The following is a 26,324-nucleotide window of genomic DNA, read 5'->3' on the forward strand; positions in this document are numbered from 1 at the left end:
CGCCGCCAGCGGATGAGTTCGACTACGCCTCCGTGGCCCTGGCCGACCTGACTGCGGAGCTGCTGGGACAGCTCGGGGTCACCCGGTTCGCCTTGTACGTCCACGACTACGGCGCACCCCTGGGCTGGCGGCTCGCCCTGGCGGACCCCGCCGCGGTCACGGCGGTCATCCGCCAGGACGGCAACGGCTACGAAGCGGGGTTCACGGAGGACTTCTGGAAACCGGTGCGCGCGTACTGGCAGGACCAGACACCGCAGACCGAGGCGGCGATACGCCAGGCGCTGACCCTGGAGGTCACGCGGTGGCAGTACCTGCACGGCGTGCCGGACGAGAGCCTGGTCGACCCCGACACCTGGTATCACGACTTCGCCCTGCTGTCCCGGCCCGGCAACGACCTGGTCCAACTGCGGCTGTTCGCCGACTACGCCGGCAACCTCCCGCTGTATCCGAAGCTGCACACCTACCTCCGCGACAGCGGGGTACCGCTGCTGGCCGTATGGGGCCGCAACGACGAGATCTTCCGCCCCGAGGGCGCGCTCGCCTTCACCGACGACGCACCCCGGGCCGAGATCTGCCTGCTCGATGGCGGCCATTTCCTGCTCGAAAGCCATCTCGACGCCGCTGCGAGCACCATCCGCAGCTTCCTGGAAAGGACACTGAGATGACCGGCCTCCTGAAGGACGAGACCGTCCTTGTCGTCGGGCGGGGCGGCGGGATCGCCCGCGCCATCGCCTTCGCCGCCCGGGACGCGGGAGCCCGCGTCATCGCTGCGGGCCGCGACCGGCAGGCCCTCGCCGACGCCTACGCCGGCGAGCCCGACATCACCACCGACACCGTCGACCTCACCGACGAAGCCGCCATCGCCGCCCTCGGTGAACGGCTCGGCACCGTCGACCATGTGGTGTCCACGGCCTCGGCCCGTGCTCGCGGGCGCCTCGCCGGCCTGGACCGGGATGCGGTCCGGCTCTCGTTCGACACCAAGGTGATCGGCCCGCTCATGCTGGCCAAGCACCTGGGACCCCGCATCGGTGAGGGCGGGTCGTTCACCCTTTTCTCCGGTGTCGCCGCGGCGAAGATCGCGGTGGGGACCCTGGCCGTGGCCATCACCAACGGCGCCGCCGAGGTCCTGGCCCGCTCCCTCGCCCTGGAACTGGCCCCGGTCCGGGTCAACCCCATCTCTCCCGGGGTGATCGACACCGGCGCCTGGGACGCCCTCGGTGAACAGGGCAAGGCGGACTACTTCGCCGACGTCGGTGCCCGCAACCCCGCACGGCGTATCGGCACCGCCGACGACATCGCCAATGCCGTCCTGTTCGCCATGACCAGCACGTTCCTGACCGGTGTGACCCTGCACATCGACGGCGGTGAGCCGCTCACCTGATCCCGTCCCCGGTCCGATCCGAACAAGACCGATCCGATCGGAACAGGACTGCGAAAGGAACAAGACTCCGAAAGGAACAAGACGATGGGACTCTCCTGGCAGCAAGGACCGCTCGCGCCCGCGGCGGTCGGCCGGTTCCTGGTCCCCGATCCGCTGCCCGACCGGATGCTGTTCGCCGAACCGCTGCGCCGGCGCATGCGGGTCCGGTTCGGCGACATCTGGATCGCCGACAGCGAGGACGTCGTACTGCTGCACGAGCCCGGCCGCTATCCGGTGGCCTACTTCCCGCTCGGCGATGTCGCCGCCGACGTCCTCCAGCCGGGCGAGCACACCACCCGGCACCCTGACCTCGGGACGACGTCCTGGAACACCGTCCGGGCCGGGACGCAGAGCAGGCAGCGCGCGGCGTGGCAGCACACCGAACTGCCCGACCACGCCGGAGACCTGAAAGGACGGGTCGCCTTCGCATGGCGGGCGATGGATGCCTTCTACGAGGAGGACGAGCGGATCGTCGGCCACGCCGCCGACAGCTACCACCGCATCGACATCCGCTCCACCAGCCGCCACTTGGTCGTCCGCAGCGGCGACCGGGTCGTCGCCGACACCACCCGCCCCCTGGTCCTGTACGAGTCCGGGTTCGCACCCCGCTGGTACGTCCCGCGCGCCGATGTCGACGAGTCCGCGCTGACCCCGGCCGAGGGCCAGACGTTCTGCCCGTACAAGGGCCTGGCCAGCTACTACGACATCGCCGGCGCCCACCGCGCGGCGTGGTCGTACGAGGACGCCTGGACCGAGGTACGGCGCGTCTCCGGGCTGGTGTCGTTCGAGCCGGACGAGATCGAGGTGCTCCTGGACGGCATGCGGCTGAGGCTGGAGCCCGGTCAGGGCGTGGTCTCGCACGGCGTCGACCGCAACCTCGGCCTCGACGAGACGACCGCAGTCCGGCAGGCATGACCGGCACCGTCGTACCCGACGGAACTGCCGGTGCCACAGGAAGGAGCAACCGATGCCCACCCTGGTGTCGGTGAACGTCGGCATGCCGAAAGACGTGTCCTGGCAGGGCAGGACCGTCCACACCGGCGTGTGGAAGTTCCCCGTACACGGCCCGGCGAGGGTCCGTCGGCTCAACATCGACGGCGACGGCCAGGGTGACACCAACGGCCACGGCGGCGAGCAGTGCGCCGTGCTGGTCCACCGGATCCAGTCGCATCGGCACTGGCAGCAGTACTTCGGACGCGACGACCTCGGCTCCGGCCAGTTCGGGGAGAACCTCACCGTCGACGGGCTGCTCGACGACGGGGTCTGCATCGGCGACCGGTACCGCATTGGCGAGACCGAATTCGAAGTCACCCAGCCGCGGGTCACCTGCTACCGCGTCCGCCTGCGTCTCGGCGAACCCGAACTGCCCGCGCTGCTGGTCAGGCACCACCGTCCCGGCTTCTACATGCGGGTCATCCACGAGGGACACATCCAGGCCGGCGACCCGATCGTGCAGACGAGGACCGGGCCCGGCGCGCTGCGTGTGGCCGACACCGACGCGCTGCTCTACCTCCCCGACCCCGAACCCGCCAAGCTGCGCCGAGCCCTGCAGATCCCGGCTCTCGGCCCCGGCTGGAAGGACTCCTTCCGCGACCTGCTCAAGTCCGTCGACAGGCCGGCCGTCGTCGCGGCCACCGGCCCGGCCTGGAACGGCTTCCGGCCGCTGCGTGTGGCCGAAGTGGTCCCCGAGAGCACGACGGTCACCTCGATCCACCTGGCCGCTCCGGACGGGTCCCGGCTGCCGGCTGCCCACGCAGGCCAGTACCTGACCCTGCGCATCCCCGAGGCCGGGCGGCCCGCCCCGGTGCGCAGCTACTTGCTGTCCTCGACGCCCGATGCCGGCCACTACCGGATCAGCGTCAAACACGAGCCCCACAGCACCGCGAGCGGCTACCTGACCACGCGGCTGCGGCCGGGCGCGACCCTCGACGCCGCGGCACCGCGCGGTGACTTCATGCTCGACGAAGCCACCGGCCCGGTCCTCCTCGTCTCCGCGGGCATCGGCCTCACCCCGGCGCTGTCCATGCCGCACGAGCGCGCCGCCCGGGACAGCGACCGCGAGATCTGGTGGATCCACGGCGCCCGCCGCCCACAGGAACACCCGCTGGCCACCGAGACACATGCCCTGCTCACCTCGCTGCCGCACACCCAAGAGCACGTCTTCTACAGCACAGCCACACCTGATGAACGCCGCGGCGCCCATGCCGCCGCCGGGCGACTCACCAAGGACAAGCTGGTCGCGCTGTCCGTCCCGTCCGACGCGACCGCCTACGTCTGCGGACCCGCCTCCTTCATGACTGACATGCAGCACGCCCTCACCGCGGCCGGCAGCGACCCGGCCCGCATCCACACCGAGCTCTTCGGGGCCCTGGCCTCCATCGACCGCGGCCTCACCGGACGGGCAGCCCGGACGCCCCACCAGCCCCCGGGGCCGCCCGGAACCGGCTCGCTGGTGACCTTCGCCCGCAGCGGCATCTCCGTGCCCTTTCCCGACAGCAAGTCCAGCGTGCTCGAACTCGCCGACGCCTGCGACGTCCCCACCCGCTGGAGCCCCCACCCGACGGCCACGTGCTCATCTGCTGTGCTCAGCCCAGCACCGACGTCGTCCTCGACATGTAAGGCCGGCCAACACCATGACCACACCTGCCTCGCGGCCAGATAGAGCCGACGAAGACGAGCGGACAGCTGCCGCACCGGCCGGCTCGGATCCGGTCGCCGTCACCCCGGCCATCGGCTCGATACCGGCCATCTACATACCTCGGTCATCGAACGAGGTATGCGCCGCCAACCGGATCTGGCATACCGCAGTCCGGGCGGCACGCAGGGCGGTCCAGCGTGCCGCCCGCCGTCCGCCAGACCACCGGACACCCCGGGACGGTGAACTCCCGGCCATCAGCTCCGCCGCTCGCCCTGCGAACGGCATCGACAGGAGGAACGATGCCCGAGACCCCAGCTGACCTGCGCTACAGCAGTGACCACCTCTGGGCCCGCTTGGACCATGCCGGCGGCCTCGTCCGCGTCGGAGTCACCGACTTCGTCAACACCGATCCCTACGGCCAGGGTTGGCTGTTCGAGACCGACATCGACCCATCGGCGTGGGATGAGCAGGTCGCCGTCCTGATGGAGGCCCGCGCCCACCGAAGCCTGGCAGGTGCCTGATGGACTACCAGCTCGAAGTGATCACCCTGTCAGTCAGCGACGTCGACCAGGCCGCGGCCTTCTACACCCAGGTCGGCTTCATCCTCGACGTCGACTACCACCCGGCCGACAACTTCCGCGTGCTGCAGCTGACTCCGCCGGGCTCGGCCTGCTCGATCCAGATCGGTGTCGGGCTCACCGATGCCCCACCGGGATCGGCGCGCGCCGTCCACCTGGCCGTCACCGACATCGAAGTCGCACACCGTCAACTCACCGAACGAGGCGTCAAGGTCAGTAGCATCCGGCACAAGTCACCGATCGACGACTGGAAAGGCGACTGGGCGTCGGGCCCCGACCCCGACCGCCGGGACTACGCCAGCTTCGCCGACTTCGCCGACCCGGACGGCAACACCTGGACGCTCCAGGAAATCGGCCGAATCAGCGACAGCACCACACCTGTTGCGCACGTTCCTACAGAGTGATCCAGTAGCGGCGCTTGATGCCCGCGGTTGTTGTGCGGACATCTTCCAGGACACCACCGTTGCGTTCGACGCTGCGTGCCGACGCGACGTTGTCGTCGTCGCAAGTGACGAGGACTCGATCCAGGCCGAGCGCACGAGCCTCTGGTAGAACCGCCCCGAGAGCCCAGGTAGCCAAGCCGCGTCTCCGGAAGGAGGGCCGGATGCTGTAGCCGATGTGACCGCCGATGTCGAGCAGAAGGGCGTTCAGGTAGTGCCGTAGATCAATGGCCCCCAGATAGCTGTCGTCCTCGACGATCCACCAATGGGTGGCATGGACGCGCTCCTCCCCGACGGCAACCGACCTGTCCGACTGCTGTCGCAGTCGTTCGACCCACTCCGAGAAAACCTCGGGGTTGTCGAGGTCGGCATCAGGAGCGAGACGCAGGCCCGTCCCGTCCTGGTGGGCACCTGGAGACCACTCGTCACGCGCTGCGAGCCATGAAGAATGCAGCCGGCCTGTGGGTGCGATCAGTTCAGGCACACGGGCGACGCTAGCACTCGTCCGTCTCCCGTGATGCCGTGCTGCCGGCAGTCGCGGAGGATCGTGTAGTGCTTCATGCGGGCGAAGGCATGCTCGACGCGGGCCCGTACCCGGAGTTGCACTGCTCGCAGGCGATCGGGCCGTTCATGTCGGGTAGTGCCACTGCCATGCGCAAGAACGCTGCGCTCCTGCACCGGCTTCCACGGGTCGGCTTCGGCATCCGTACCTGACCGTTTCTCAGGCACCATCCTGCGCCGACACCGTAACCTCATCCCACCAACGTCTCAGAGTGCAGGCCGAGTTGCGGTCCGGCGTACAGCTGAGCCCCCGGTTGCCGTGGCGTCAGGTTCACAGGGGTCCCTACTGTCCGCGTCCCGTGCGCCACGGGGCCACACACCTTGCCACGCACACCGTCGCGAGACCGGCGAGCGCCATGGCCACGCCGACATCGGTGAACTCGGCGACGGCCCCGAACACGACCGGTCCCGCTCCCTGCACCGTCATGAGTCCCGCGGTGAGTAGACCGAACGCCTGGCCGCGGCTGGTCTCCGGGACCGCGTCGAGGAAGGGGCGTTGGAGTCCGAGTGCGTAGGCGAACCCGGTTCCGGTGACCAGCAGGAGGCCCGCGCACACCACCCATGGCGGATCCAGCGCGAAGCCGGCCAGCGGCAGGCCGATGACCATCACCAGCGCGGCGACCAGGCGTTCCCGTACAGCGGGACGGACGAAGCGGCCGACGGCCAGGTCACCGGCGAGCATGCCGACCGGCAGACATGCCAGCAGCAGTCCGGCCGAACCGGCGGGCATGCCGCGACCGCCCGCGAACGGGACGATCAGGCTCTCGGCACCGGCGACGAACGCGGGCGGCAGCCACTGGGCGAGCAGCAGCGTGCGGACCCTCCGTTCGGCGAGCAGCTTCGTGTTGCCGGACCAACTATGGTGCAGTACCGAGCCGAAGCCCCGCCGCGATCCGTGCCGTACCGCCTGCTCGGGCGCGGGCAGGTCGGGCAGCCTGAGGCGGACGGCGACCGCGGCGGCCAGGTAGGCGGCCGCGCTGAGCAGAAGCGCGGTCCGCGGGCCAAGGAGCTCGACCGCGGCACCTCCGCCGGCCAGGCCGAGCAATTGTGCCGCGGACGCGGACATGTTGGACAACGAGCGTCCCAGGACGTAGGCGTCACCGGTGAGCGTCTCGGCGATGAGCCGGTTGGTCACGCCGCTGAAGGCGGGGGTCAAGCAGGCCACGGCGGCGATGACGACCAGGATCGCCGCCACCGGTAAGCGGGACACCCCCATGACAGCGGCCGCCGCGCACTGGAGGCCGTATCCCGCGGTGATGAGCCGACGCGGGCGGGCGCGGTCGGCGAGCGAGCCGAGGAAGAGCGAACCGGCGAGTTGCGGCAGGAAGCCCACGCCGAACGTCAGGGCGCCCAGCAGGGGTGAGCCGGTCGTCGCGAAGACGAGCACCGAAAGGGTCATGATCCGCAGCGAGTCGGCCGTGACCGTCAGGGTCCGGGTCACGAACAGCAGCCGGAAGCGCCGGTTGGCCAGCACTTCCCGATACGTGGCGCGCTGTTGCGGGGCGAGGTCGGGGGCGGAGGTCACGGGCAGCAGCGTGCCGGGCGCCCCGCGACGCAGCCCGCCGTTACGCCTGAGGCGTAAGCCCATCAGCGTGTCTGCCGGGGCTCGGGACAAAATTCAGGACAACAGTCCCATCGGTACGGGACGCGGGGTGCCGGAGAATGACGCATCCGGGCAGGATGCCATCCGCCCTGCCCGGGCCTGCTCCGTCCACAGACGACCGAAGGGACCGGACATGCTGGTAGACCACATCGAGACCCCCGACCTGGCTCCGCAGACCTACCTCGACGACGAAGCCCCGGAGGTTGCCGTCGACGCACCGGAGGAGCGCGCCTGGCTCCCGTCGTACCAGGCGGTCCGGACCGCCTGACGCTCGGCGTGTCCCGTCGGCACCGGGCCCGAGACAGGGCCCGGTGCCGATGTCTTACGTCCACGTCCGCCGCCCGACCCCGAAGGACGGTCCTCGTTGCCCGCTTCACCTTCCGCCGCCGAGCCGGTCACCGACCGGGTGGCGCATGCCGACACCATGCTCTGCGCCGATCGGCAGTTCGGCGACTCCGCCGCCATCGGCGAGCGCAACCTCGCCCGGTTCCGGCTGGGCCTGACCATGCTGGCGCGGCATGACGGCGAAGCAGCGGACGTGCTGCGGACAACGGCCGCGGCGGCCGACGAACGCCTCCGTCCGCTGCTCTACGACCCGGTGTTGCGTAACTGCTTCGAGGTCGACCTCGCGCGACTGGAGAGCGGCCGACTCGGACACAGCTCATTCGGCGCCTACGTGAGCGGTTACGTGCCGACCCCGGCGGACGCCCCGTCCTCCACGGGGCCCTGCGAAGCCCTCATCCGTCCGCACCGGAGTGCCTGGCCCGGTCTCGGGGACGCCTGGGTGCTGACCGAGCCGGCGCCACACGGCAGTTCGCAGGAGATGCTGGCCGGGCGCCTCATGGAGCTGTACCGTGGCGCGCTCGGCGACAGCCGGGCGGCAGCCCCGGTCGATCCGGCGGACAGCGTCCGCGCCGTCCTGCGGGAGGGCGCGGAACTCCTCGCGACACTGCTGCCCGCCGCGGGAGCCGGCGTACTCGGGCACGTCACCATGGTGGGTTTCACCCGCAGGGAGAGCGAAGAGGGCCCCCTGCAGTCCATGTCCGGCGGTGACCCGCTTCCCTCGACGGTGCTGCTGGCGCCCGAACGCTGCACGTCTCCGTGGCTCGCCGCCGAGAGCCTGCTGCACGAGGGCGCCCACCTCAAGCTCTTCGACGCGCTCCGTACGGGTTCGGTGGTCAGGAACGCCACCGAGCGCGTCCCGATCCCGTGGCGGATCGGTTCGTGGACGGTCATCCGGGTGTTCGTAGCCCTGCATTTCTACGTGCACCTGCTCGTCTTCCGGGCTGCGGCGGCCGCCGCGGGTGAAGCGGTCCGAGAGAGGTTCGGCCCGCCCCCGTCGGTCGAGGACCTCGACGAGCCCAGCCCCGGCACCCCGGCCGCCCGCAGCGGGCAATACCGGACCAGTGCGGAACGGGCCCGCTACCTCGCCGAGTGCGTGCTGTCGCTGCCGGAGCAGGCGCTCACGGAGAACGGGCACCGGTTCGCTCGCTGGCTCCTCACCGCGCTCCGTCTGGTGGACGACGACGCGCCGCGGCCCCATGACCGTGCCGCGGCGACGACCCGGCGGGCGGAGCCGTGGCAGCCGCCGGAGAATCCCTCAGGAGGCGTCCTCCAGCGGATCACCCCGGTGGACGCTTGCGCCCTGCCCGGCCTGGGACAACTCGTCGTGAGTCCCACGCGGTCGGCCCGAATGCACTGGCTGAACGCGCGCTCGTGGACGGTCTACTCCTTGTGCGACGGGCGTGACCTCGGCTCGGTACGCACGGCCTACGCCCGAGCGGTCGATCTCCCGGCCGACTCGCATGAGGTCAACCGGCAGGTGCGTGACAGCGTGCGCCGGCTTGTGGCAGCCGACCTCATCACCCACGACATGTGACACTCCCCGCTTCGGGCACCGGTTCCGTCGGCCACGGCTGTTGCGCTGCTGCGCCCTACATATTTGCGGAGCCGGTGCCGGGGGCGGCCGTTTCCAGGCCGGCCAGCCGTGCGGACACAATGGCCTCCAGCCGACTGGAGACATGAATTTTCGGCAGGATGGCCGAGACGTAATTGCGTACGGTCTTCTCCGATATGAACAGCTCCTGCGCTATTCGGCGGTTTCCGTAGCCGAGCGAGACCAATCGCAGCACTTCCCGTTCCCGGTTCGTAAGCGCCGGGAACGGGAGCGTGCCGTCGGCTTCCGCCAGGCGCACCAAGAGGGCGGAGAGTTCGCCGCCGGCCCGCGGTCCCAGCGTGACGTACCCGCGCTGCACGGCCCGCACGGTGCGCAGCACGTCCACCGTCTCCGTGTTCTTGAGCAGGTAGCCCGTGGCCCCCGCCATCAGCGTGGTGAGCAGCAGGCTGTCGTCGTCGTGCTCCGGGGACACCGCGGCGATCAGCCGCGGCGCCGGGTAGTGCCGACGCAGTTGCTGGAGCAGCCCGATTCCCGCGCGGCCGGGCAGGTCGAGGTCGACGATGACCACATCGGGCTTCTCCTCCCGGACCGCCCGCACGCCGGCGTGCGGGTCGTGGGTCCCTGCGGCGACGATGATTCCGCCATCTTCTAACGCGGAACGTAAGCCGCCCAGAATCAGGGGAATGCTCTCTATTATCACCACACGCGTACCGATATGTCGGACCGCATTGGCCATTCTGGCCCTTCCTCACACCCGGGCCGGCGTGAGGCGCAACGAAGCGTCTTCCCCACACCGTCATGATCAACGTTCGAGTGAAAGCGTAGAACCCCCGTTGATCGGCGGCCGGTACAGCGCATGTGCGGATCCGGCGGCGGGTCGGAGGACGCCATCAGAGCGGTGTGGTGTGGCCCTTTCTCCGTTGCCCGGGAGGGCCGGCCGGCCGTGTGTTGAGCAAGCGGCGGACCCTGCTGGATTGCCCTGGGTTTTACGGCTCGGCCTGGCGGCCCAAGAAGGTCGCCACCAGGGGCAGTTCGATATCTGTACAGCGCTGGGTCACATTGGGCTCGTTCCATCCTGAAGCAGCTGGTATTCATGCGGACCTAGTGCTGCGACGGGAACGTTCGCCGGGTGATTGCAGGTTTCTCGGCGTGGACGGCGTGGACGGCGTGGACGGCGTGGTGAGCCTCGGCAACTCCAGGCGGACCCGTTACGGCAGGGCTGCCCGAAGCCCCTCAGGCTCGATCGGCCGCGAGAGGGTCGGCTGACGGCCACGGGACGGGGCGCCGAAGCCGGCCGTTCTCGGCTCGGCTACTCTCGGCGCCACTGACGTTCACTCTGCGATCCGGGCAACTGCGACCGAATCGTCACTTGGGAGACGCCAACGCATGAATACGCCACCATCGCCGCCTGGAGCGGGGCGGACTGACGGATCATCCGTCCGGATCGGCGCTCTCGTTCCGCTGACTCGGCCCGGCTGGGTCGAGGCAGGCCAACACCTGCTCGCTGGCCTCGAGTTGGCCGTTCGCGAAGTCAATGACGCCGGCGGGCTCGTCGGAAGACCGCTCGAGTTGGTGGTCCGAGACACCGCGGCCGATCCACAGAGGGCCGCGGCGGCCGTGGAAGAATTGGCTCGCCTGGGCGTGGCTGCCTTGGCGGGGGAGTATCACAGCGTCGTCGCGCGCGCCGCCGCCGCCAGGGCCGACGCCCTCGGCGTGCCGTTCCTGTGCTCGTCAGCGGTTCTCGACGCGCTCACCGAACAGCCGACGGAATGGGTCGCGCGCCTCGCCCCGGCACAGTCCCACGGCTGGCGGATCTACGCGGACTTCCTCCTCAGCGCGGGCCACAGTCGAATCGCCGTGGCAGCCGAGTCGAGTGTCTACTGGGCATCCGGGGCCCGCATTCTGCGGGACTACCTCGCTCCACGCGGCGGCACCGTCATCGAACTCGACATGCGCGCGCTCGCCCCCACGGCCATGTGCGACGAACTCGTCGACAATCGCGCGACAGCCCTCCTTCTTCTGGTCGGCCACCCGGAGCCGGCAGTGTCGATAGTCAAGTCCGTCCGCCGCGACCCGCGCCTCGCCGAGATCATGATTGGTGCACCGGCCGGGCAACCGGAGTTCTCCGAATGGGCTACGTTGCTGGGCGACGACAGCGCCGCGATCCCGTTCTTGCGCTACTTGCCCGAGCGCCTCAGCCCACTCGGTGCACGAGTCGAGAAGGCCCTCCGCGAGCGACTGGCCGAAGCGCCCTCGTTCGTCGCCTTCGAGGGTTACGACACGATCGCCGTCCTCGCCGATGTGCTGCGCTCTCACGGCGCGGACCGGCCGCGAACTGCCGAATCCTGGCCGCGCGTCGCAGTCGAAGGCACCCGCGGGCAGATCCAGTTCTCCCGCACGCCAGGCATCAGTGTTTGGCAATGGGCCTGGACGCCAGTCCAAGTCGTTGATCGAGATCCGGCGCAACCCGACCGCTTTCGGATCCTCCACGCCGGCTGAGAGAGCACGGAAGTCCGACTGACCAGATCTGTCCGACCTGAGGCATGACGTTCGGCCCAGCAGGAGCCGGCGGTCGGGCGGATGCAGAGCGGGCCGAACTCATCGAAGGCGAAATGCGGTCCGGACGCTCGTTGATCGCGTATTCGATGCGGGCGAGCTCGACGTCGAAGCCCGGATCCGGGGACTCCTTCCAGGTGTTCGTATGCTGGACGGACATCCTGCGGTGGCCCTGTAAGCAGCGCAGGGCCTTCCGGCCGATCGTGATCGGCCGGGAGGTGTTCCGACGCAAGTGATCGGCGAGCTCGCGGATCCACCAGCGAGCGAAGGGCTTGCCGAGAACTCCTGCTCGGTCAGCCTGGGGATCCCGACCGGTGGTGCCTGCCGTTCCGCCTCCTGGTTGGAGATTCACGTCCAACCAGCACAACGAGCACCCCGGCGAACCGTGGAGGGAGGTCGTGGGCGGACAGCCGACGGTGCGTGCGCCCCGGTCGCTGAGCACGGGGGACACGTACGGGGGTCCGGTCGGGGCGAACCCCACCGGACCCCCGTTCCCCGTGGCGGAATCTCAGCTCACGGTCCACTTCTGGTTGGCGCCGCCCGAGCACGACCAGATCTGCAGCCGGGTGCCGTTGGCCGAGCTGTTGCCCGTCGCGTCCAGACACTTGTTGGCCTGCGGGTTCACGATGTCGTGGGCCGCGCTGACGGCCCACTTCTGGTTGGGCCCGCCCGTGCAGTCCCACAGCTGTACGGTCGAGCCGTCCGCCGTGCCGTTGCCGGTGACATCCAGGCACTTGCCCAGCGCGCGTATGGTGCCGTCGGAGGAGACCGTCCACTGCTGGGCCGTAGTGCCGTTGCAGTCGTAGAGCTGTACGGGCGTGCCGTTGGCTGCGCTCGCCCCGGCCACGTCCACGCACTTGCCGGCGAGGCCGGTGATCGGCCCGCCGGTGGACCCCGAACCGTCGCTCGTGGTCACCTTCACCTCGTCCACCACCAACTGCTGCGGGAAGACGGTGGAGCCGTCGGGGTCGCCCGGCCAGTAGCCGCCGACCGCGAGGTTGAGGATCATGAAGAACGGCTTGTTGAACACCCAGGTCTTGCCGCCCAGATCGGCGGGCGTGCGCCGCTGGTACACCGTGCCGTCCACCGACCAACTGATCGAGTCGGGGGCCCAGTCGACGGCGAAGGTGTGGAAGGCGTCGGCGAAGGCCTGGCCGCCCGGCAGGGAGTAGGCGGCTCCGATGCCCCCGGATCCCGAGTACCCGGGCCCGTGAATGGTGCCGTGCACGGTCGAGGGTTCGAAGCCGACGTTCTCCATGACGTCGATCTCGCCCGAGTTCGGCCAGCCGACCTGTCCGATGTCGCTGCCGAGCATCCAGAAAGCGGGCCACATGCCCTGCCCGCGCGGGATCTTCATCCGCGCCTCGACATGGCCGTAGGTTCCGGTGAACTTCCCGGAGGTGTTCATCCGGGCCGAGGTGTACTCACAACGCCCGTACCAGCACTGGTAGTTGCCCGGATTTTCGCGACGAGCGGTGATCACCAGGTGACCCTGGCCGTCCAGCGTCGCGTTGTTGCTTCCGGACGTGTAGTACTGCCGCTCGTGGTTGTTGACGTTGTCTCCGGTCTCGATCTGCCACTTCGAGGTGTCGACGCCCGCGCCCGCGGGACCGTCGAACGTGTCGGAGAAGGTGGTGACGGCCGCGGCCGCCGTGGGGGGATCCGCCTGGGCGGGAACGATGGCGGCAGCCGTGACGAGCGCTGCGGACAACGCTGCCAAGAGGCATCTGCGGAGGAGACGTGGGGAGTCCAAGACTCTCCCTTCCGTACGGCGCCCTGGGAAGGGGGCGTCGACTGAGGTGGGGGGTGCGTGCATCGCCTCTTGATTTAAGGAGTGAGGTAAGGGGGTGTCAATACTTTGGTCCGGACCAGCACTTCGGGTTCGGCTCAGGCTTCCTGGGAGTCGTGCCGGTCGCGGACTCGACGGCGGGGGCGCACCGCCAGGCCCAGCCGTCAGCGCAGCAGCAGACACAACCCACCAGCGGGCCACTGGTGTTGAGAATGGCGTCGTCGACGTCGAAGGCGCGCCCATTGATGACCGTTGCCTGGACCAGTGCCACCAGCAGCATGACCGTCGCGGTGAGCACTAGGTTCTGCCCGACGCATCTTTGTTCGAGTGGCATGGCTGGATCACCGTCAGGGAAACCGCGGTTGATAACGACGATGGCGTCCGACTGGGGCAGATCGGGAACGGCTGCTGACGTTGGTGCGGGAACGGGTCGGGATCGGTCCTGCAGGGCGGCCGGCTGTGGTGCCTGCCGCTGGCCGAGCGGGTGCTGCTGGTGTCGGTCTACTACTGCACGCATCTCACGAAGTCGACGGGCTGTAGCGGTTGTGGATTGTGGATTGTGGACGGCACGCTGATTCCGGTCCGTGACGGAAGGTCGGTGCGTCCGCGCAACTACCGGTGCTCGGCGCATGTGCAGGTCATCATGGACCCCGACACTGGGTGATGGCGCCTACCTCAACACCGGGCTCGTCGTGCCACACTGCAAACACCCCCGGTCACTGGTGCCAGGCGAGGAAGCGGACAACACGGAGCATCGCCGGATACGGACCGCGTCGAGCATTCCTTCGCCCGCACAAAGCACTGCACGATCCTCCGCGACTGCCGGCAGCGCGGCAACGGCCTCCAGCACGCGGTCCAGACCGTGGCCCACACAACCCCGCCCTCACCGCATGACCACCACACGCCAACAACCCAGCACAGGCCGTCTGACCACGGGCTTGTACAACACGGTTTATGAGCTGTCCCGCAAATCGGTCTGGGCATGAGAGGTGCTTGGGCCGGTTCGGCTCATGGCGCGTACGCGGTCCTCACTCATGGGCAGTGGGGCCACGTGCGTGGTCCCGCCGCTGAGGACGTGGTCGACGCCATGACATCGTGGGGTCATGGGCAACTCCATGGCATATCCCGTTTTCAGAAGCAGCAGCGCGACGGATGTGTACGCGCTGGCTCAGCGTCTGCGGGCGTTGATGTCATGGTCGAGGCCGACCGTCCGTCTGGCGGCCGAGCTGCAGACGGCCGAGGACGTGTAGCGGATGGTGAACGTACTGCCGAACGCACCGTACGAGGCCGAGGGCGTGTCGTTCGATCCCGAACGCTGGAGTCATGAGTATCGGGCGGACACGTTGCGGACAACCAGCGGAGCGCTTGAGGCGTTGCTTCCGATCCTCGTGGACGCCGACGTGCCGGCGGATGGAGTGGAGCAGTCCTTAGTACGTGCCCTCGGCACCGGGCCGGCCACGATCGACTGGCACGGCGTCTGGCCGGACGCACCGGAACTTGGCCACCTGGCGAACTCGAAGTATGAGGGGGTGCAGGCCGTGTTCAACACTGATGACGTGGACTGGGAGCGGCCTGCTGGAGACCATACGGTCTTTGTGCACATGACCAAGTTTGGCAATCTTCCCCGAGCGCAGTGGTTGGCGGCTCAGGTCGGTGCGTCAGTGCTGGGGGGCCCGATGGTCGGATGGTGACCGCAACGGGCAGGGCCGCCAGGGCGTTCGTCTGAAGTAGCGAATACGACGATCTTCGTGTGGCTGCTGTAACCAAGGCGTTGGAGACGTCCTGGACGGTCTCTTTCCCCGGCTGAACCCACGACGGCAGGCCGACGAAGGAGCTGCCGACGGGCCGACTCGGCGCGGCGAGGGACCGTGTGGACGCCGTTGTCCTTGGGCCGGCAGTCCCGCAGGATCTTCCAGTTCTTCAGCCGGGACAGGGCGTGCTCGACGCGATGCCCGACCGCCAACCATGCACGAGATCGTTCAGGCTGTTCGGTAACTGAGGAACGAACCCAAAAGCCTCTCGTGCCTACGGCGTGCCGGGAAGCCGGACCGTGACGAGGAGACCGCCGGCGGGGCGGGGGACGAGGTCGAGGGTCCCGTCGTGGGCGCGGACGATGCGGTGCACGATGGCAAGGCCGAGGCCGACGCCGGCGTGCTCGTCGGTGCGTGCGCGTTCCGTTCCGCGCTGGAAGGGTTCGGTGAGGGTCGGTACCAGTTCCGGTGGGAGCCGACGGCCCGTGTTCTCGACCCGCAGCACGCTCGTGTCGCCGTGCGCCTCGGTGTGGACCGTCACGGTGCCGTCGGCCGGGAGGTTGTGGACGATGGCGTTCTGGACGAGGTTCGTCACCATCCGCAGCAGGAGCTCCGCGGAGCCGCTGGTCTGGGCCGCCCCACCGGTGACGTCGAGCGTGATCCGGCGCTGTTCGGCGAGGGGAAGCAGCGTTTCGGCGGCTTCTTCGGCGATGAGGGAGAGGTCGACGCTCTCGCGGGTGAAGTTTCCGCGGCCGCCGCGGCTGAGCAGCAGGAGGGCCTCGGTGAGGTCGATCGCCCGCGAATTGACGGCGTGCAGGCGTTCGATGAGTTCGCCCCGGTCCCGCGTGGGGTCCTTGCGGGCGACGTCGAGGAGCGTCCGCGAGATCGCCAGCGGGGTGCGCAGTTCGTGGGAGGCGTTCGCTGCGAACCGCTGCTGCTCGGCGACGTGGGACTCGAGTTGTTCGAGCATCGAGTCGAACGCGTCGGAGAGTTCGCGGAATTCGTCCTGGCGGCCCTTCATGCGGATCCGGTGGGACAGCGACCCGTTCCCGGCCATCCGTGCCGCATCCGTGATCTGGGTGAGGGGTGCGAGCATCCGGCCGGCGAGGAGCCATCCTCCCAGGAGGCCGAACACGAGCAGGAAGACCATCGCCACGGCCGCGGCGGGGGCGAAGGTGTGCACAAGGAGGTAGCGGTTGGGCGAGATCCCGAGAAGGCCCTGGGAGTTGTCGGGCACGTAGCGCAGCAGGAACACCCACACCACGGCCAGCAGGAGAGCGCCGGCGACGGCGAGGAACCCGGCGTAGCTGAGGGTGAGTTTCAGTCGGGCGCTGAGCCCTGGGCGTCTATGCATGCGTACTGCCGGGGCGGTTGGTGTCGATGCGGTAGCCGACACCCGGCACCGTGGCGATGATCCATGGTTCGCCGAGCCGTTTGCGCAGCGCGGAGACGGTGATGCGCACCGCGTTGGTGAGGGGGTCGGCGTTCTCGTCCCAGGCCCGTTCCAGCAATTCTTCGGCGCTGACGACCCCGCCCTCGGCGGCGACGAGGACTTCAAGGACGGCGAACTGCTTACGGGTCAGCGCGACGTAGCGTCCGTCGCGGAAGACCTCCCGGCGGAAGGGGTCGAGCCGTAGGCCCGCGATCTCGCGGACCGGGGGCCGGGCGTACGCGCGTCTGCGGTCGAGCGCCCTCAGCCGCAGGACGAGCTCCCGCAGTTCGAACGGCTTGGTGAGGTAGTCGTCGGCGCCGAGCTCGAACCCGGAAGCCTTGTCGTCGATCCGGTCGGCAGCGGTGAGCATGAGGATCGGGATGCCGCTGCCGGAGGCGATGATGCGTCGGGCGACCTCGTCGCCGGAGGGGCCGGGGATGTCGCGGTCGAGGACCGCGAGGTCGTAGGAGTTGACGCTGAGCAGTTCCAGGGCGGAGTCGCCGTCTCCGGCGATGTCGGCGGCGATCGCCTCCAGCCGCAGACCGTCACGGACGGCTTCGGCCAGGTAGGGCTCGTCCTCCACGATCAGTACGCGCATGTCTGAAGCCTAAGCAGCACAACATATCGTCGACGTATGCAATGACGTGTGCACACCGGACACGCGACTCAGCCTGCCGGTGCCGGCGCGGGGCGAGGCTGGTCCGACGGCGCTTGCGCCGTAGTGCGCCACCAGCGGCGCGACGCCATCGCGGCCAGCGCGGCGCCGATGGCGTTGACCAGTATGTCGTCCACGGAGGACACCCGGTCCAGACGCAGGACGTACTGTGCGGTTTCGACCAGGACCGAGCAGCCCGCCCCGAGCGCCAGGATCCGCGGCACGGACGCCAGCGCCGCGAACCGCATCGGGGCGAAGAACCCCAGCGCCGCGAAGATCAGCAGGTTGCCGACGATCTGGCCCGTCCCCATCGTGACCAGGTCCCGCAGCGGTACCAGGCTCACCCGGGCGGGGACGGTGCCGGCCCCGGCGCCCGGCATCATGGTCATCCATATGAACGGCACCGTCCCGTGGACCATGCCCACCTCGGCCAGCGACGTCCGCCACGCCGATGTGACACCGGCGGCCCGCCGACGGCGCGCCAGAGCCCACACCACCAGCGCGGTCAACGGCAGCGCGACCAACGTCATGAGCACCACACCGTTGAACGTATCGAAGCAGCCGTGCCACCGCCCCGACATGCACATCGGAGCGGACATCATGAGCGGCCGCCGCACGACGAACGCGGCGCTCGCGATGCCGAGGAGCGCCAGGCTGAGGAGCACGATCCTGCGCGCGCGGCGGGGCGGCGCTGACAGGGATGCGTTGTGGTTCATGCCCCCATTGGAGACGGAGTGGCGTTGCGGTGGCGTATGCGATTTTCCATACGCCCGCGATACACGGAATCCCCGGTATCAAGGAACTGGCGCAAGCCGGCGGTGAGATGGTCCCGCCGCTGGTGATGGCGCCGGCCCAGCTACTGCAGGTGCTGGACGACTCATCCGTGAACATCGCACTACCGAGCATCCAGGACGAGCTCGCCTCACACCCGCACATCTGCCCTGGACCGTGAACGCCTAAAGGCTGTCACGTATGGGGCGAGCCCGATCGGCCGCGAACTCCGAGATCCCGAACAGCGGCGCGACCTGCCGAAACGTGAGGTTCGTCCGTCAGTACGTGGCTATCAGCAACACCCGGTCCGCCAGCGGCAAACGCCACGGACGCCCCCCGCTGGACATCACCGCCACGGCGACGCACCAGCCCCACCAGCTTCTGGAACTGCGACTGGCTCAACCCGGAGAACGGCTCGATCCAATTCGGATCATCCGTTGAGATCACCGCCCGCCGACTGCCCGCCCGGTCAACTGCAGGTGTAGATGGGCAGCGAGTACCTCGGCCGCGTCGCTCCAGGCGCTCGTCGTCATGAGGGCACCCCGGCCTCGTCCATGACCACGGCCATCTCACCCGGGGGAAGGGCGGGGTTGGCACCCGCGCTGGAGGCCAGCTCGGGCAGAGCGAGGGCCTCGAGGAGCCGGGGGAGCGGTAGGCGCGGGTCGCGGGTCGCTGCCTGGCGTGTCCAGACGTCCGGGTCGTGGCTGAGCCGCTCGATCAGGTCGGAGTCGGCGGCGGGGTCGCGGACTACCAGTTGTCGGTAGATCCCGTCCGGATGGTCCGCGTAGCGGGCGGCGAGCCCCTCGCGGGGGAAGCGGGGGTGGCCGGTCGCCATCCAGGCGGAGAACGTCCCGCCGAGCCGTGCGTACACGCTCATCAGGACCTCCTCCGGGGTGTCGGGGTGGTAGATGGCCAGATGGGTGCGCACGAGGATGTCCGTGTCCTCGGCCAGCAGCCGCAGGAGATCGGGTGGCAGATGGGGGCTGCGGGCCGCGGCGCGGCGCAGCAGAGGATGGGCGGAGGTCGCGGCCCGGTGCAGCACGTCCTGATCGGCGATGTCGGCCGCCACCCAGTCCACGTCACCCCGTGCGTGCGGGGCCACTGTGAAGTCGATCGCGGCGCGTCGGGCTTCGGTCAGCTCGGGCCGGAGGGAGACGGCGAGCCGCACCCCGTCGTCGGGGTCGACGGCGAGACGGTCCACGAGGTCGGCCGGCAGGGACGGATTACCGGCGAGTTCGATCAGGTGGACGCCCTCGGCGAGGAACCGCTCGGCGTCCGCGCGGTCGAGAAGCCCACGGCGTAGCGCCTCGGGCAGGACGGCTGGGTCGCGGAGCAGCGCCGCCGTGAGCCGTGCGTCGCATCGAGGTCCTGCAGGTCGTCGATGATGTGTTGGAGCTGGAGGGCCTCGGCCAGCAGGGAATTCATGAACGCCTGGTCGGGCACGGCGATGCCGTCCCGCCCGGCCTCCAGCCGGCTGCGTATGTTGCTCAGCGGGGTGCGCAGTTCATGGGCGACGTCGCTGACCATGGCTTTGCGCTGCTCCTCCATGAGGGCCCGGCGCCAGGTCAGGTCGTTGAACCGCGGCGGCGAGACAGCCGATCTCGTCGCGGGTGGTGCCTCCCCACGTCGCTGCGCCGCCTGAGCGGGTTACGTCGCCATCGCCACCGCACCCCCCTTACCAGCGCCGACACCACCCACTTCGGTGTGCTCCCTGGAAGCCTCCCTGGCCTACGGCAGGCCACTTTGAGCGTCCGTGGAGGCTGGCCGGAGGGCGCGCCGGAGCGGAGAATAGTGCTGTTGCACTGCTCGTCGGTTGGGCGGTGGTCGGATGGACAGGCTCGGCCGGGTGGCTCCGCGCGCTGGAAACCGACCGACGCACTGTGCCTGGGTTCGCTGCGGCGGGGCGAGGCCGTGGCCTTCGTCGGCCAGTGCGACCGCTGGGCCGCACCGCGCGAGTTCTGCGTGTGTGCAGGTCCGGGGCCCGGCCTCCGGCGGTGTGCCGGTGCGGGAAGGCGGTGGCGCTCCATGTCGTACGTCGCCGTGAGTGCGCTGAGCCACCCCGGGCTGCTCCGCGAGCGGAACGAGGACAGCCTCGTCGTCGGACCGTGGACACTGTGCGCCACCGTGACCGAGAACCCGCAGACCCTGGTCTTCCCGCTGGGGACGCCCCTTGTCGTCGCCGTCGCCGACGGGCTCGGCGGACATCCCGGCGGCGACGTGGCCAGCGCCCTGGCTGCCCACCGGATCGCGTCGATCGGTCCCACTCTGAGCAGCGAGGACGCCGTCCGCGACGCCTTGAACGCCTGCAATCGCGCTCTGTACCGGGCCGCCGGCGGCACCGGAAGTGAGCTGGCCACCATGGGGACGACCGTCGCCGGCGTCGTCGTACAGCCCGGCTCGCTGCTGACGTTCAACGTGGGGGACAGCCGGGTGTTCGCGGCCTCCCGCGACGGGCTGCGCCAGGTGAGCGTCGACGACAGCCCGCCGCTCGAACCCGGGCAGCGCACCACGTCCATCGTCACCCAGTGCCTGGGCGGTACGCCCGGCTACCGCCCCATCAGTCCTCACGTGACGGCCGCGTCGCTGTCGCCCGGCGACCGCTACCTCATCTGCACAGACGGCCTGACCGACCCGGTGACGCCGGACGAGATCGACGCGGTGACGCGGGAGCACGACGACGTCCGGGCGGCCTTCGAACTGTGGAAGGCCGCCATCGCGGCGGGCGGGCCCGACAACATCACGCTGGCGGTCGTACGCATCGGAGACGAGTAGGGGAGGTCCCTGTCGCCCTTTCGGTAAGCCGTCAGACAGGGAACCCCTGACGCGCCAGGACGGCGATACGCGGTGGGGCGGAAATCCGGGGTTACGGTGGCTACGTCGTGTTGTCCCAGTCGTACGGTCCGCCACCACGCCACTCGATCAGCTCCGGGTCGTCGATGACCCGGTCCTCGGCGGGCAGGCCGGCACGGTGCAGGAAGTCCAGCACGTCGAACAGGCTGTACGCGGTGCCCGTGTACTTGCCGTGGATCATCACGCGCCGACCCCCGTCCGACTCCGGCGAAAGCACGACCGCTGGGGGGCGTACGTCCATGTCACCAGCATGCGCCGGGACCGGTCGGTCCGCAGCTTTCAGTCGTCGTCGCTGAGGCTCACCGAGACGTGGTTGCCCGGGCTGTGCTCCATGCCCTGTGGGGTGTCGGCGCTCATCAGGGTGAAGCCGCCCGGGGTCTCCAGCATACCGTGCATGATCTTGTCGGCTTCGGGGTGTCCTGTCGGCCGAACACCCCTTAGGTACCTGCCGGTGGTGACAGCATCGGACAGCGTGGTCGTAGCGATGCGTGTTGCGGTCCGCGTTCACCGGAACGCTCGGCGCCACCACCTGGCACGCCCACCGGGCGCACACTGGACACAGAAAGCCCATGGGGCATGAGCCGAACATGGAGGTGGGCCATGAGCACCCTCGAAGAACACGTCGACGTGGGAGTGCCGATCGACAAGGCTTGGGACGACCTCCACCGGGTGGAGAACTATCCGCGGTTCGTGGAAGGAGTGCGCGAGGTCCGTACGGAGGCGGGTGGTCGAGCGCGTCTGGACGTCGAGGCCGGCGGCCGGGCCCGGGTGTTCGAGGCCGAGATCTCCGATCGCAAGGGGGAACGCGTGATGGAGTGGCACACCACCAGCGACCCCGAACTGGTGGGTTCCTTCTCGCTGCAGCCGATCGACGAGAACCGCACCCGGGTCCAGGCACGGCTCGAGTACGACCCCGACGCGATCAGGGAGACCTTCGGCGGGCAGAGGGGATTCGCCCAGGTGAACGCGATCGAACGGCTCGTTCGCAGCGATCTGGAGCATTTCAAGGAGTGCGTGGAACAAGGGGGTTGAGCGGTAGAGAAGGCGGGCGCTGGGGGCTGTCGAGGACGGCAGCCTCCGCTCGGAGCCGCCGCCTGCGGGCCGGGGGCGCCGTAGCCGCTGCGCGCCGTTCCGTCGGAGCCCGCGGTGGGGCGGGGGATCTGACGGATATGGAATGGCCCCGTTTGGAGTCGCATGCTACGAACGCCGGTCAGGTCTCGATCACGGCGTCGCAGTCGGAGCAGACCACGGATGCGTACTCCGCGGGGTACCAGGGCGCCCCAGGGTGCTCTGAGGGCTTCCAGCGGGCCGTCTCCATGGCGAAGGTGTCCTTGCCGCAGAGGGTCCGCGGTCCCGTCGCGGAGGGCTCCCCCGGAGCGGAGGGCGCGGCGTGCACCTTGCGGACGGACCGTTCCTCACCAGCCGGTATCCCCAGGGAGGAGCGCTTGGCCATCGGCTTGTCGAGCTCGTACACGACAACGATTTCGCCCATGCCTCCACAGTAGGCGGCCGCGACCCGCCCGCAGCCTCGAGTCGGGTGGCTATCCAGTCCCATCCACCGGTTCGAGCCTGGCCGCCTCGAACTCCACCATGATCTCGTCAGCCAGCCGCAACGCACCCAAGAACGCGGTGTAGGGCTTGATTCCCCAGGCGGATTGAGTGACGGTCGCCCAGCAGCGCAACAGCCTGTTGCCATTCCCCTTCCCGTGCACCGTGACCGGGTGGGTCCGGGCCTTGACGGTGAGCTCCCCGGTGATCTCGAAGGACTGCGGGGTTCCTGTGATGCGGGTGGATCGTCTGCTCGATCGGCAACGTGCCCCTGGCCGTGCTGCTGTGGAAGGGGCGGCATGAGCTTCGGCGGCGTGATCGCCTTCATGTACGCCGACCTGTTGATCCTCCCGATCCTCGATAGCTACCGGAAGTACTACGGCGCTCGCATGGCCGCCTTTCTCCTGGTCACCTTCTTCGCCGCGATGGCAGTCGCCGGTTACGTCGTCGAGTTCGCCTTCGGCGGCCTGGGACTGCCGTCGGCGGCGAGCAAGCGCACTCGCTCGCGCACGGCCTGACCCTGCGGAGTGAGGCCACCATCCTGCGCCGCTTCCCGAGCACACCGAGCTGGGTACAGACCTTGTGGGCCCGTCACCACACCGCCGATCCACCAGCGCGGACCACCCCTGTGAGTGAACGCCTCTGCTGAGCTGGGGCGATAGGGTCATAACGGAAGGTCTGGGCAGTCTCGAGGGCCGGGTCTGGCGCAGTTGTCGTTGTCATCCCAGGGGCGCGTTTGCGCCCGGCACACGTCAGGGGGCCTCTTTGCCGCCAGAGACACAACGATGCGCTCTGATGCTCCCCGGCTCTGATCGCCGAGCGACACCCGGTGCGGCCACCAGCACCGACACGGCCAGGCTGACCTTCCTGTGCGACGCCGTGCGCGGTATCGGCACAACCCTGGATCTCAAGCGCCAGGCCGGCCAACTGGCCGGCCTGGCGGTGCCGGGGTTCGCCGACTTCGCTTCGGTTCATCTGTGCGATCAGGTCGTTGCGTCGGAAGATGACCTTGCGCCCCAGGGCCTGGAGGGTGCGGTGGTGATGCACCGCGTGGCGGCAGTCCACCATGAGGACCTGGACTGTCGGGAGGAACTCCGCCCGGGGAAGACCTTCGTCTATACGACCGGCACGGCGATGGCCCGATTCCTTGCGGAGATCGAACCAGTCCTCATTCCCCATGTAGGAGATGAGGTCCTGCAGCAACTTCCGGCGGAGCTCGACAGTCCGGCCGCCCGGTTGGTGCTGAAGGGCTCCTCCGTCCTGCTGGTGCCGCTGGTGGCGCACGGCGGGACCCTCGGCTTCCTGGTGTTCGGGCGCAAACCCGACCGTCCCGCTTTCGTCGCCGCGGACCTGACAGCATGTGAGGAGGTGTCCGAGCGGGCGGCCGTGGCCCTGCACAACGCCCGGATCCACAGCGACGAAGCGACGGCGTCCGCGGTGCTGCAGCGCAGCCTGCTTCCCACGCCGCCCCCTCGCCTGCCAGGGGTGGAGATCGCCTACCGGTATCACCCCAGCAGTCGCACCACGCAGGTCGGAGGCGACTGGTTTGACGTGATCCCCCTGCCGGGCCACCGAGTCGGACTCGCCATCGGAGACGTGGCAGGTCACGGCCTGCACGCAGCGGTCGTCATGGGGCAGCTGCGCACGGCGGTCAGAACCCTCGCCACTTTGGACCTGCCCCCCGGGCGGATACTGGCTCAGCTCGACGCCTTCGCACAGCACCTGGGCCACACCCAGCTGGCCACCTGTCTGTACTGCGTCTATGACCCGACGACCGGCCGCTCCACCCTCGCCAGCGCCGGCCACCTTCCGCCGGTCCTCGTGGGGCCCGACGGCAGCAATGAACTGCTGAAGGTCCCCGTCGGCGCACCGATCGGAGTGGGTAGCGTCACCTTCGACACCCTGGAACTGCTCACGGACCCCGGCAGCCTCCTCCTGCTGTGCACCGACGGCCTGGTGGAGACCCGCGGGCAGGACATCGAGGAGGCACTCCGCGCGCTCGGCCGCAGACTCACCGCCCAGCACTCGTCGCTGGAGGACACCTGTGAGGCACTGATGCGGCGCCAGCATCCCGAGGGCCACCACGACGACATCACCGTCCTCATGGCCCGCCTGCACGGGATTCCATGAGATTCTCTGCGCAAGTAGCTCTGGATGCTGGGGCGGGCCGCTCATTTTCGGGTTGTGGCCGCCTCTTCGTGACGGCTACGGCCGATGCCTGATCGGCCGTATTGCATCAAGCCGGCGTTGCACGGAAGCGCGGTCACGACCCCTCAGCCGGCCGCTCTGTGCTCGGCGGTGGGCTGGGGACACGTAGTCCTCAGTCAGAGGCCGCGGTGGTAGAGGCCCCGAGCCGCTGGCTTCCGATGACCGAGAGCAGTCGGAGCTTGTCGTGGTCTTCCGTGCCGGGGATCGCCGTGAACACCAGCAGCGATTGGGCCTGGTCCGGGTCGACGAGTGTCTGGCAGTGCAGGGAGATCATTCCGACCTGCGGGTGCAGGATTCTTTTGCGGTTGGTGTAGGAGATACCGACTTCGTGCTGGGTCCACAGTTGTGCGAACTCGGAGCTCTCCGCGCACAGACGGTCGGCGAGCGCGGCGGCGTGTGAGCCGTGGCCTTCGCGGGAGGCGACCGTGCGGAGCTGGGCCGCGTAGACGCGGCTGTGCGTCGGGTGGTCGTCCGACACGTAGTTCGTACGTTCGTTCGGATCGGTGAACCAACGGTAGATGATGCTTCGCGCGAGCCCGGTGAATCGTGTCTGGTCGCCGAGCAGGGCTACTGCCAGCGGGGTCTGCACGATCGTCTCGCCGGTGGCGGTGACGACCTGCGCGGGGGTGTCCTCAAGGCGGTCGAGGATGCGCATCATGCCGGCGTTGACGTGGTCGTCGCGTGTGGTGCGGGCCGGTGCGTTGTGGCCGGCGAGGACGAAGAGGTGGTCGCGTTCGTCGAGGGTGAGTCGGAGTCCACGAGCGATCGCGGTGATCATCTGCTCCGAGGGCTGTGGTCCGCGGCCGCGTTCGAGACGGCTGTAGTAGTCCGTCGACATTCCGCACAGCGCGGCCACTTCTTCGCGTCGTAGCCCCGGCGTGCGTCGGCGCTGCCCTGGAGGAACGCCGACGTCGTCGGGTTGCAGCGCCTCTCGACGCCTACGGAGAAATGTCGCCAGGCCGCTCTGATCCATATCGACACTGTGCCTCACCCGGATACGGCTATCCACTGTCTGCCAATCCCAGGCTGAGCCCTCAGCCTGGGACCGCCGGGCAGGGGATAAGCAGGCACTGGATGACTTCTCGGATCGCACGTCAACTGGTCACCGGGTTCGACAACAGCACCTCGAACCCCTCCAGAGCGACCAGCGACCAAGGAGCCATCGTGAGCACCACCCAGAAGATCGCCGTCATCACCGGAGCCAACCGAGGTCTCGGACGCGCATACGCGCTGCATCTCGCCCAGGCAGGTGTCGATGTCGTGGTGACCTATCGAAGCAACCGGGACGAGGCCGAGGAGGTCGCGTCCGCTGTCACGGATCAGGGACGTTCCTCCGTCGCACTGCGGCTCGACACCAGCGTCGTGAACACCTTCGCGGACTTCGCCGAGCAGCTCGGCACCGAGCTCCAGGCGCGCTGGGGCAGGACCACGTTCGACTTCCTCGTCAACAACGCCGGCACCGACCTGACCGCCCCGTTCGCCGAGACGACCGAGAAGGACTTCGATGACCTGGTGGACGTACACCTCAAGGGCGTGTACTTCCTGACGCAGACCCTGTTGCCGGCGCTTGCCGACGGCGGCGCCAACGTGAACGTCCCCAGCGGTCTGACCCGTTTCGCCGCCCCGG

At 69.0% G+C, this 26,324-nt stretch carries 30 protein-coding genes and 7 pseudogenes; 19 read left to right on the plus strand and 18 right to left on the minus strand.

Translation table 11 applies throughout. The features are described 5' to 3' along the window. The 6 genes from KVT44_RS53285 to KVT44_RS53310 all read left to right on the plus strand — a co-directional run. The coding region (locus KVT44_RS53285; RefSeq protein WP_217576164.1) for an alpha/beta fold hydrolase at window positions 1–665 on the plus strand (665 nt) is incomplete at its 5' end. Continuing rightward, a complete protein-coding gene (locus tag KVT44_RS53290) occupies window positions 662–1,381 on the plus strand; it encodes an SDR family oxidoreductase (protein ID WP_217576166.1) in 720 nt (239 codons plus the stop codon). The genes KVT44_RS53285 and KVT44_RS53290, both read left to right, overlap by 4 nt. Before the next feature lie 84 nt (window positions 1,382–1,465). Beyond that, complete coding sequence (locus tag KVT44_RS53295) at window positions 1,466–2,335, plus strand: DUF427 domain-containing protein (protein ID WP_217576168.1); 870 nt, start codon at window positions 1,466–1,468, stop codon at window positions 2,333–2,335. Window positions 2,336–2,387: 52 nt separating this feature from the next. Continuing rightward, a complete protein-coding gene (locus tag KVT44_RS53300) occupies window positions 2,388–4,082 on the plus strand; it encodes an MOSC domain-containing protein (protein WP_308314399.1) in 1,695 nt (564 codons plus the stop codon). 275 nt (window positions 4,083–4,357) lie between these two features. Further along, complete coding sequence (locus tag KVT44_RS53305) at window positions 4,358–4,579, plus strand: hypothetical protein (protein WP_217576170.1); 222 nt, start codon at window positions 4,358–4,360, stop codon at window positions 4,577–4,579. Then, window positions 4,579–5,040 (plus strand): VOC family protein, encoded by a 462-nt coding sequence (locus KVT44_RS53310; RefSeq protein ID WP_217576173.1) that lies wholly within the window; start codon window positions 4,579–4,581, stop codon window positions 5,038–5,040. The genes KVT44_RS53305 and KVT44_RS53310 overlap by 1 nt, the downstream gene beginning before the upstream one ends. Here the strand turns inward: KVT44_RS53310 and KVT44_RS53315 are convergent. Beyond that, window positions 5,030–5,560: a GNAT family N-acetyltransferase gene (locus KVT44_RS53315; RefSeq protein ID WP_217576175.1), complete on the minus strand. Its 531-nt coding sequence runs from the start codon at window positions 5,558–5,560 to the stop codon at window positions 5,030–5,032. The genes KVT44_RS53310 and KVT44_RS53315 overlap by 11 nt on opposite strands. A gap of 68 nt (window positions 5,561–5,628) precedes the next feature. Between KVT44_RS53315 and KVT44_RS53320 the strand changes: the two genes are divergently transcribed. After that, window positions 5,629–5,790 (plus strand): hypothetical protein, encoded by a 162-nt coding sequence (locus KVT44_RS53320; protein WP_217576177.1) that lies wholly within the window; start codon window positions 5,629–5,631, stop codon window positions 5,788–5,790. A gap of 130 nt (window positions 5,791–5,920) precedes the next feature. Here the strand turns inward: KVT44_RS53320 and KVT44_RS53325 are convergent, their stop codons facing one another. Further along, window positions 5,921–7,162 (minus strand): MFS transporter, encoded by a 1,242-nt coding sequence (locus KVT44_RS53325; protein ID WP_308314400.1) that lies wholly within the window; start codon window positions 7,160–7,162, stop codon window positions 5,921–5,923. Window positions 7,163–7,373: 211 nt separating this feature from the next. Here KVT44_RS53325 and KVT44_RS60410 point away from each other — a divergent pair, with 211 nt between their 5' ends. Continuing rightward, window positions 7,374–7,508, plus strand: a complete 135-nt coding sequence (locus tag KVT44_RS60410) for a hypothetical protein (RefSeq protein ID WP_257017117.1) — start codon at window positions 7,374–7,376, stop codon at window positions 7,506–7,508. 96 nt (window positions 7,509–7,604) lie between these two features. Then, a complete protein-coding gene (locus KVT44_RS53330; protein ID WP_217576181.1) occupies window positions 7,605–9,119 on the plus strand; it encodes an HEXXH motif-containing putative peptide modification protein in 1,515 nt (504 codons plus the stop codon). A 55-nt stretch (window positions 9,120–9,174) separates the two neighbouring features. Here KVT44_RS53330 and KVT44_RS53335 read toward each other — a convergent pair whose 3' ends face one another. Further along, the gene (locus KVT44_RS53335) at window positions 9,175–9,873 is read right to left on the minus strand and encodes a response regulator transcription factor (RefSeq protein ID WP_217576183.1); all 699 of its coding nucleotides are present in this window, start codon (window positions 9,871–9,873) and stop codon (window positions 9,175–9,177) included. Window positions 9,874–10,523: 650 nt separating this feature from the next. Between KVT44_RS53335 and KVT44_RS53340 the strand changes: the two genes are divergently transcribed. Continuing rightward, window positions 10,524–11,636 (plus strand): ABC transporter substrate-binding protein, encoded by a 1,113-nt coding sequence (locus KVT44_RS53340; protein WP_217576185.1) that lies wholly within the window; start codon window positions 10,524–10,526, stop codon window positions 11,634–11,636. A gap of 47 nt (window positions 11,637–11,683) precedes the next feature. Here KVT44_RS53340 and KVT44_RS59545 read toward each other — a convergent pair. From KVT44_RS59545 to KVT44_RS60910, 3 genes and pseudogenes are all read right to left on the minus strand, one after another. Then, window positions 11,684–11,946 (minus strand): annotated as a pseudogene (locus tag KVT44_RS59545) (IS630 family transposase); the annotation flags it as partial. 255 nt (window positions 11,947–12,201) lie between these two features. Continuing rightward, entirely contained in the window at window positions 12,202–13,446 is a 1,245-nt protein-coding gene (locus KVT44_RS53345) for a ricin-type beta-trefoil lectin domain protein (protein WP_217576187.1), read from the minus strand. A gap of 97 nt (window positions 13,447–13,543) precedes the next feature. Next, the gene (locus KVT44_RS60910) at window positions 13,544–13,816 is read right to left on the minus strand and encodes a VanZ family protein (protein WP_217576189.1); all 273 of its coding nucleotides are present in this window, start codon (window positions 13,814–13,816) and stop codon (window positions 13,544–13,546) included. Window positions 13,817–13,822: 6 nt separating this feature from the next. Between KVT44_RS60910 and KVT44_RS59555 the strand changes: the two are divergent. The 3 genes and pseudogenes from KVT44_RS59555 to KVT44_RS53360 form a co-directional block, all read left to right on the plus strand. Continuing rightward, window positions 13,823–14,353 (plus strand): annotated as a pseudogene (locus tag KVT44_RS59555) (IS5/IS1182 family transposase); the annotation flags it as partial. 232 nt (window positions 14,354–14,585) lie between these two features. Further along, the gene (locus tag KVT44_RS53355; RefSeq protein WP_217576191.1) at window positions 14,586–14,732 is read left to right on the plus strand and encodes a hypothetical protein; all 147 of its coding nucleotides are present in this window, start codon (window positions 14,586–14,588) and stop codon (window positions 14,730–14,732) included. A gap of 3 nt (window positions 14,733–14,735) precedes the next feature. Next, window positions 14,736–15,173, plus strand: a complete 438-nt coding sequence (locus KVT44_RS53360; protein ID WP_217576193.1) for a hypothetical protein — start codon at window positions 14,736–14,738, stop codon at window positions 15,171–15,173. Between the two features lie 179 nt (window positions 15,174–15,352). Here KVT44_RS53360 and KVT44_RS53365 read toward each other — a convergent pair. From KVT44_RS53365 to KVT44_RS53380, 4 genes and pseudogenes are all read right to left on the minus strand, one after another. Beyond that, window positions 15,353–15,430, minus strand: a pseudogene (locus KVT44_RS53365) (IS5/IS1182 family transposase); the annotation flags it as partial. 77 nt (window positions 15,431–15,507) lie between these two features. Beyond that, the gene (locus tag KVT44_RS53370) at window positions 15,508–16,587 is read right to left on the minus strand and encodes a HAMP domain-containing sensor histidine kinase (RefSeq protein ID WP_217576195.1); all 1,080 of its coding nucleotides are present in this window, start codon (window positions 16,585–16,587) and stop codon (window positions 15,508–15,510) included. Beyond that, a complete protein-coding gene (locus KVT44_RS53375; protein ID WP_217576198.1) occupies window positions 16,580–17,263 on the minus strand; it encodes a response regulator transcription factor in 684 nt (227 codons plus the stop codon). The genes KVT44_RS53370 and KVT44_RS53375 overlap by 8 nt, the downstream gene beginning before the upstream one ends. A 68-nt stretch (window positions 17,264–17,331) precedes the next feature. Beyond that, window positions 17,332–18,036 carry a VanZ family protein gene (locus KVT44_RS53380; RefSeq protein ID WP_217576201.1) on the minus strand — a complete coding sequence of 235 codons (705 nt, stop codon included), beginning with the start codon at window positions 18,034–18,036 and terminating at the stop codon, window positions 17,332–17,334. A gap of 29 nt (window positions 18,037–18,065) precedes the next feature. On the opposite strand from KVT44_RS53380, the gene KVT44_RS53385 reads away from it, so the two are divergent. Beyond that, complete coding sequence (locus KVT44_RS53385; RefSeq protein WP_217576203.1) at window positions 18,066–18,272, plus strand: hypothetical protein; 207 nt, start codon at window positions 18,066–18,068, stop codon at window positions 18,270–18,272. 31 nt (window positions 18,273–18,303) lie between these two features. Here KVT44_RS53385 and KVT44_RS53390 read toward each other — a convergent pair. The 3 genes and pseudogenes from KVT44_RS53390 to KVT44_RS59560 all read right to left on the minus strand — a co-directional run. Beyond that, a pseudogene (locus KVT44_RS53390) lies at window positions 18,304–18,538 on the minus strand (transposase family protein); the annotation flags it as partial. A gap of 82 nt (window positions 18,539–18,620) precedes the next feature. Then, complete coding sequence (locus KVT44_RS53395) at window positions 18,621–19,292, minus strand: hypothetical protein (protein WP_254651126.1); 672 nt, start codon at window positions 19,290–19,292, stop codon at window positions 18,621–18,623. Between the two features lie 155 nt (window positions 19,293–19,447). Then, window positions 19,448–19,669 (minus strand): annotated as a pseudogene (locus KVT44_RS59560) (histidine kinase dimerization/phospho-acceptor domain-containing protein); the annotation flags it as partial. Between the two features lie 447 nt (window positions 19,670–20,116). On the opposite strand from KVT44_RS59560, the gene KVT44_RS53405 reads away from it, so the two are divergent. Continuing rightward, the gene (locus KVT44_RS53405) at window positions 20,117–20,863 is read left to right on the plus strand and encodes a PP2C family serine/threonine-protein phosphatase (protein ID WP_217576206.1); all 747 of its coding nucleotides are present in this window, start codon (window positions 20,117–20,119) and stop codon (window positions 20,861–20,863) included. Window positions 20,864–20,963: 100 nt separating this feature from the next. Here the strand turns inward: KVT44_RS53405 and KVT44_RS53410 are convergent, their stop codons facing one another. Next, a complete protein-coding gene (locus tag KVT44_RS53410) occupies window positions 20,964–21,182 on the minus strand; it encodes a hypothetical protein (RefSeq protein WP_217576207.1) in 219 nt (72 codons plus the stop codon). A 41-nt stretch (window positions 21,183–21,223) separates the two neighbouring features. Beyond that, window positions 21,224–21,355 (minus strand): annotated as a pseudogene (locus KVT44_RS53415) (VOC family protein); the annotation flags it as partial. A 186-nt stretch (window positions 21,356–21,541) separates the two neighbouring features. Here KVT44_RS53415 and KVT44_RS53420 point away from each other — a divergent pair. Then, window positions 21,542–21,973 (plus strand): SRPBCC family protein, encoded by a 432-nt coding sequence (locus KVT44_RS53420; RefSeq protein ID WP_217576208.1) that lies wholly within the window; start codon window positions 21,542–21,544, stop codon window positions 21,971–21,973. A gap of 178 nt (window positions 21,974–22,151) precedes the next feature. On the opposite strand, the gene KVT44_RS53425 is transcribed toward KVT44_RS53420, so the two are convergent. Further along, window positions 22,152–22,433, minus strand: coding sequence for a hypothetical protein (locus tag KVT44_RS53425; protein WP_217576210.1), 282 nt, complete (start codon window positions 22,431–22,433; stop codon window positions 22,152–22,154). Between the two features lie 49 nt (window positions 22,434–22,482). Then, window positions 22,483–22,896, minus strand: a pseudogene (locus KVT44_RS59565) (YceI family protein); the annotation flags it as partial. Between KVT44_RS59565 and KVT44_RS53430 the strand changes: the two are divergent. Further along, a complete protein-coding gene (locus KVT44_RS53430) occupies window positions 22,816–23,007 on the plus strand; it encodes a permease (RefSeq protein ID WP_254651130.1) in 192 nt (63 codons plus the stop codon). The pseudogene KVT44_RS59565 and the gene KVT44_RS53430 overlap by 81 nt on opposite strands. 277 nt (window positions 23,008–23,284) lie before the next feature. Further along, a complete protein-coding gene (locus KVT44_RS53435; RefSeq protein ID WP_217576212.1) occupies window positions 23,285–24,619 on the plus strand; it encodes a PP2C family protein-serine/threonine phosphatase in 1,335 nt (444 codons plus the stop codon). A gap of 190 nt (window positions 24,620–24,809) precedes the next feature. Here the strand turns inward: KVT44_RS53435 and KVT44_RS53440 are convergent, their stop codons facing one another. Next, complete coding sequence (locus KVT44_RS53440) at window positions 24,810–25,670, minus strand: helix-turn-helix transcriptional regulator (protein WP_217576214.1); 861 nt, start codon at window positions 25,668–25,670, stop codon at window positions 24,810–24,812. Window positions 25,671–25,861: 191 nt separating this feature from the next. On the opposite strand from KVT44_RS53440, the gene KVT44_RS53445 reads away from it, so the two are divergent. Continuing rightward, the coding region (locus KVT44_RS53445) for an SDR family NAD(P)-dependent oxidoreductase (protein ID WP_217576216.1) at window positions 25,862–26,324 on the plus strand (463 nt) is incomplete at its 3' end.

Source organism: Streptomyces sp. GbtcB7 (assembly GCF_019091445.1).
Taxonomy (GTDB): Bacteria; Actinomycetota; Actinomycetes; order Streptomycetales; family Streptomycetaceae; genus Streptomyces; species Streptomyces mirabilis.

Excerpts from the sequence above, each read along its gene's own strand:
- KVT44_RS53300 (WP_308314399.1), top strand. The coding sequence starts at position 2,388 with ATGCCCACCCTGGTGTCGGTGAACGTCGGCATGCCGAAAGACGTGTCC.
- KVT44_RS53375 (WP_217576198.1), bottom strand. The coding sequence starts at position 17,263 with ATGCGCGTACTGATCGTGGAGGACGAGCCCTACCTGGCCGAAGCCGTC.
- KVT44_RS53380 (WP_217576201.1), bottom strand. The coding sequence starts at position 18,036 with ATGAACCACAACGCATCCCTGTCAGCGCCGCCCCGCCGCGCGCGCAGG.
- KVT44_RS60410 (WP_257017117.1), top strand. The coding sequence starts at position 7,374 with ATGCTGGTAGACCACATCGAGACCCCCGACCTGGCTCCGCAGACCTAC.
- KVT44_RS53410 (WP_217576207.1), bottom strand. The coding sequence starts at position 21,182 with ATGGACGTACGCCCCCCAGCGGTCGTGCTTTCGCCGGAGTCGGACGGG.
- KVT44_RS60910 (WP_217576189.1), bottom strand. The coding sequence starts at position 13,816 with ATGCCACTCGAACAAAGATGCGTCGGGCAGAACCTAGTGCTCACCGCG.
- KVT44_RS53440 (WP_217576214.1), bottom strand. The coding sequence starts at position 25,670 with ATGGATCAGAGCGGCCTGGCGACATTTCTCCGTAGGCGTCGAGAGGCG.
- KVT44_RS53425 (WP_217576210.1), bottom strand. The coding sequence starts at position 22,433 with ATGGGCGAAATCGTTGTCGTGTACGAGCTCGACAAGCCGATGGCCAAG.
- KVT44_RS53360 (WP_217576193.1), top strand. The coding sequence starts at position 14,736 with ATGGTGAACGTACTGCCGAACGCACCGTACGAGGCCGAGGGCGTGTCG.
- KVT44_RS53335 (WP_217576183.1), bottom strand. The coding sequence starts at position 9,873 with ATGGCCAATGCGGTCCGACATATCGGTACGCGTGTGGTGATAATAGAG.
- KVT44_RS53355 (WP_217576191.1), top strand. The coding sequence starts at position 14,586 with ATGGGCAACTCCATGGCATATCCCGTTTTCAGAAGCAGCAGCGCGACG.
- KVT44_RS53290 (WP_217576166.1), top strand. The coding sequence starts at position 662 with ATGACCGGCCTCCTGAAGGACGAGACCGTCCTTGTCGTCGGGCGGGGC.
- KVT44_RS53310 (WP_217576173.1), top strand. The coding sequence starts at position 4,579 with ATGGACTACCAGCTCGAAGTGATCACCCTGTCAGTCAGCGACGTCGAC.
- KVT44_RS53435 (WP_217576212.1), top strand. The coding sequence starts at position 23,285 with ATGCTCCCCGGCTCTGATCGCCGAGCGACACCCGGTGCGGCCACCAGC.
- KVT44_RS53340 (WP_217576185.1), top strand. The coding sequence starts at position 10,524 with ATGAATACGCCACCATCGCCGCCTGGAGCGGGGCGGACTGACGGATCA.
- KVT44_RS53430 (WP_254651130.1), top strand. The coding sequence starts at position 22,816 with ATGTACGCCGACCTGTTGATCCTCCCGATCCTCGATAGCTACCGGAAG.
- KVT44_RS53295 (WP_217576168.1), top strand. The coding sequence starts at position 1,466 with ATGGGACTCTCCTGGCAGCAAGGACCGCTCGCGCCCGCGGCGGTCGGC.
- KVT44_RS53370 (WP_217576195.1), bottom strand. The coding sequence starts at position 16,587 with ATGCATAGACGCCCAGGGCTCAGCGCCCGACTGAAACTCACCCTCAGC.
- KVT44_RS53420 (WP_217576208.1), top strand. The coding sequence starts at position 21,542 with ATGAGCACCCTCGAAGAACACGTCGACGTGGGAGTGCCGATCGACAAG.
- KVT44_RS53405 (WP_217576206.1), top strand. The coding sequence starts at position 20,117 with ATGTCGTACGTCGCCGTGAGTGCGCTGAGCCACCCCGGGCTGCTCCGC.
- KVT44_RS53305 (WP_217576170.1), top strand. The coding sequence starts at position 4,358 with ATGCCCGAGACCCCAGCTGACCTGCGCTACAGCAGTGACCACCTCTGG.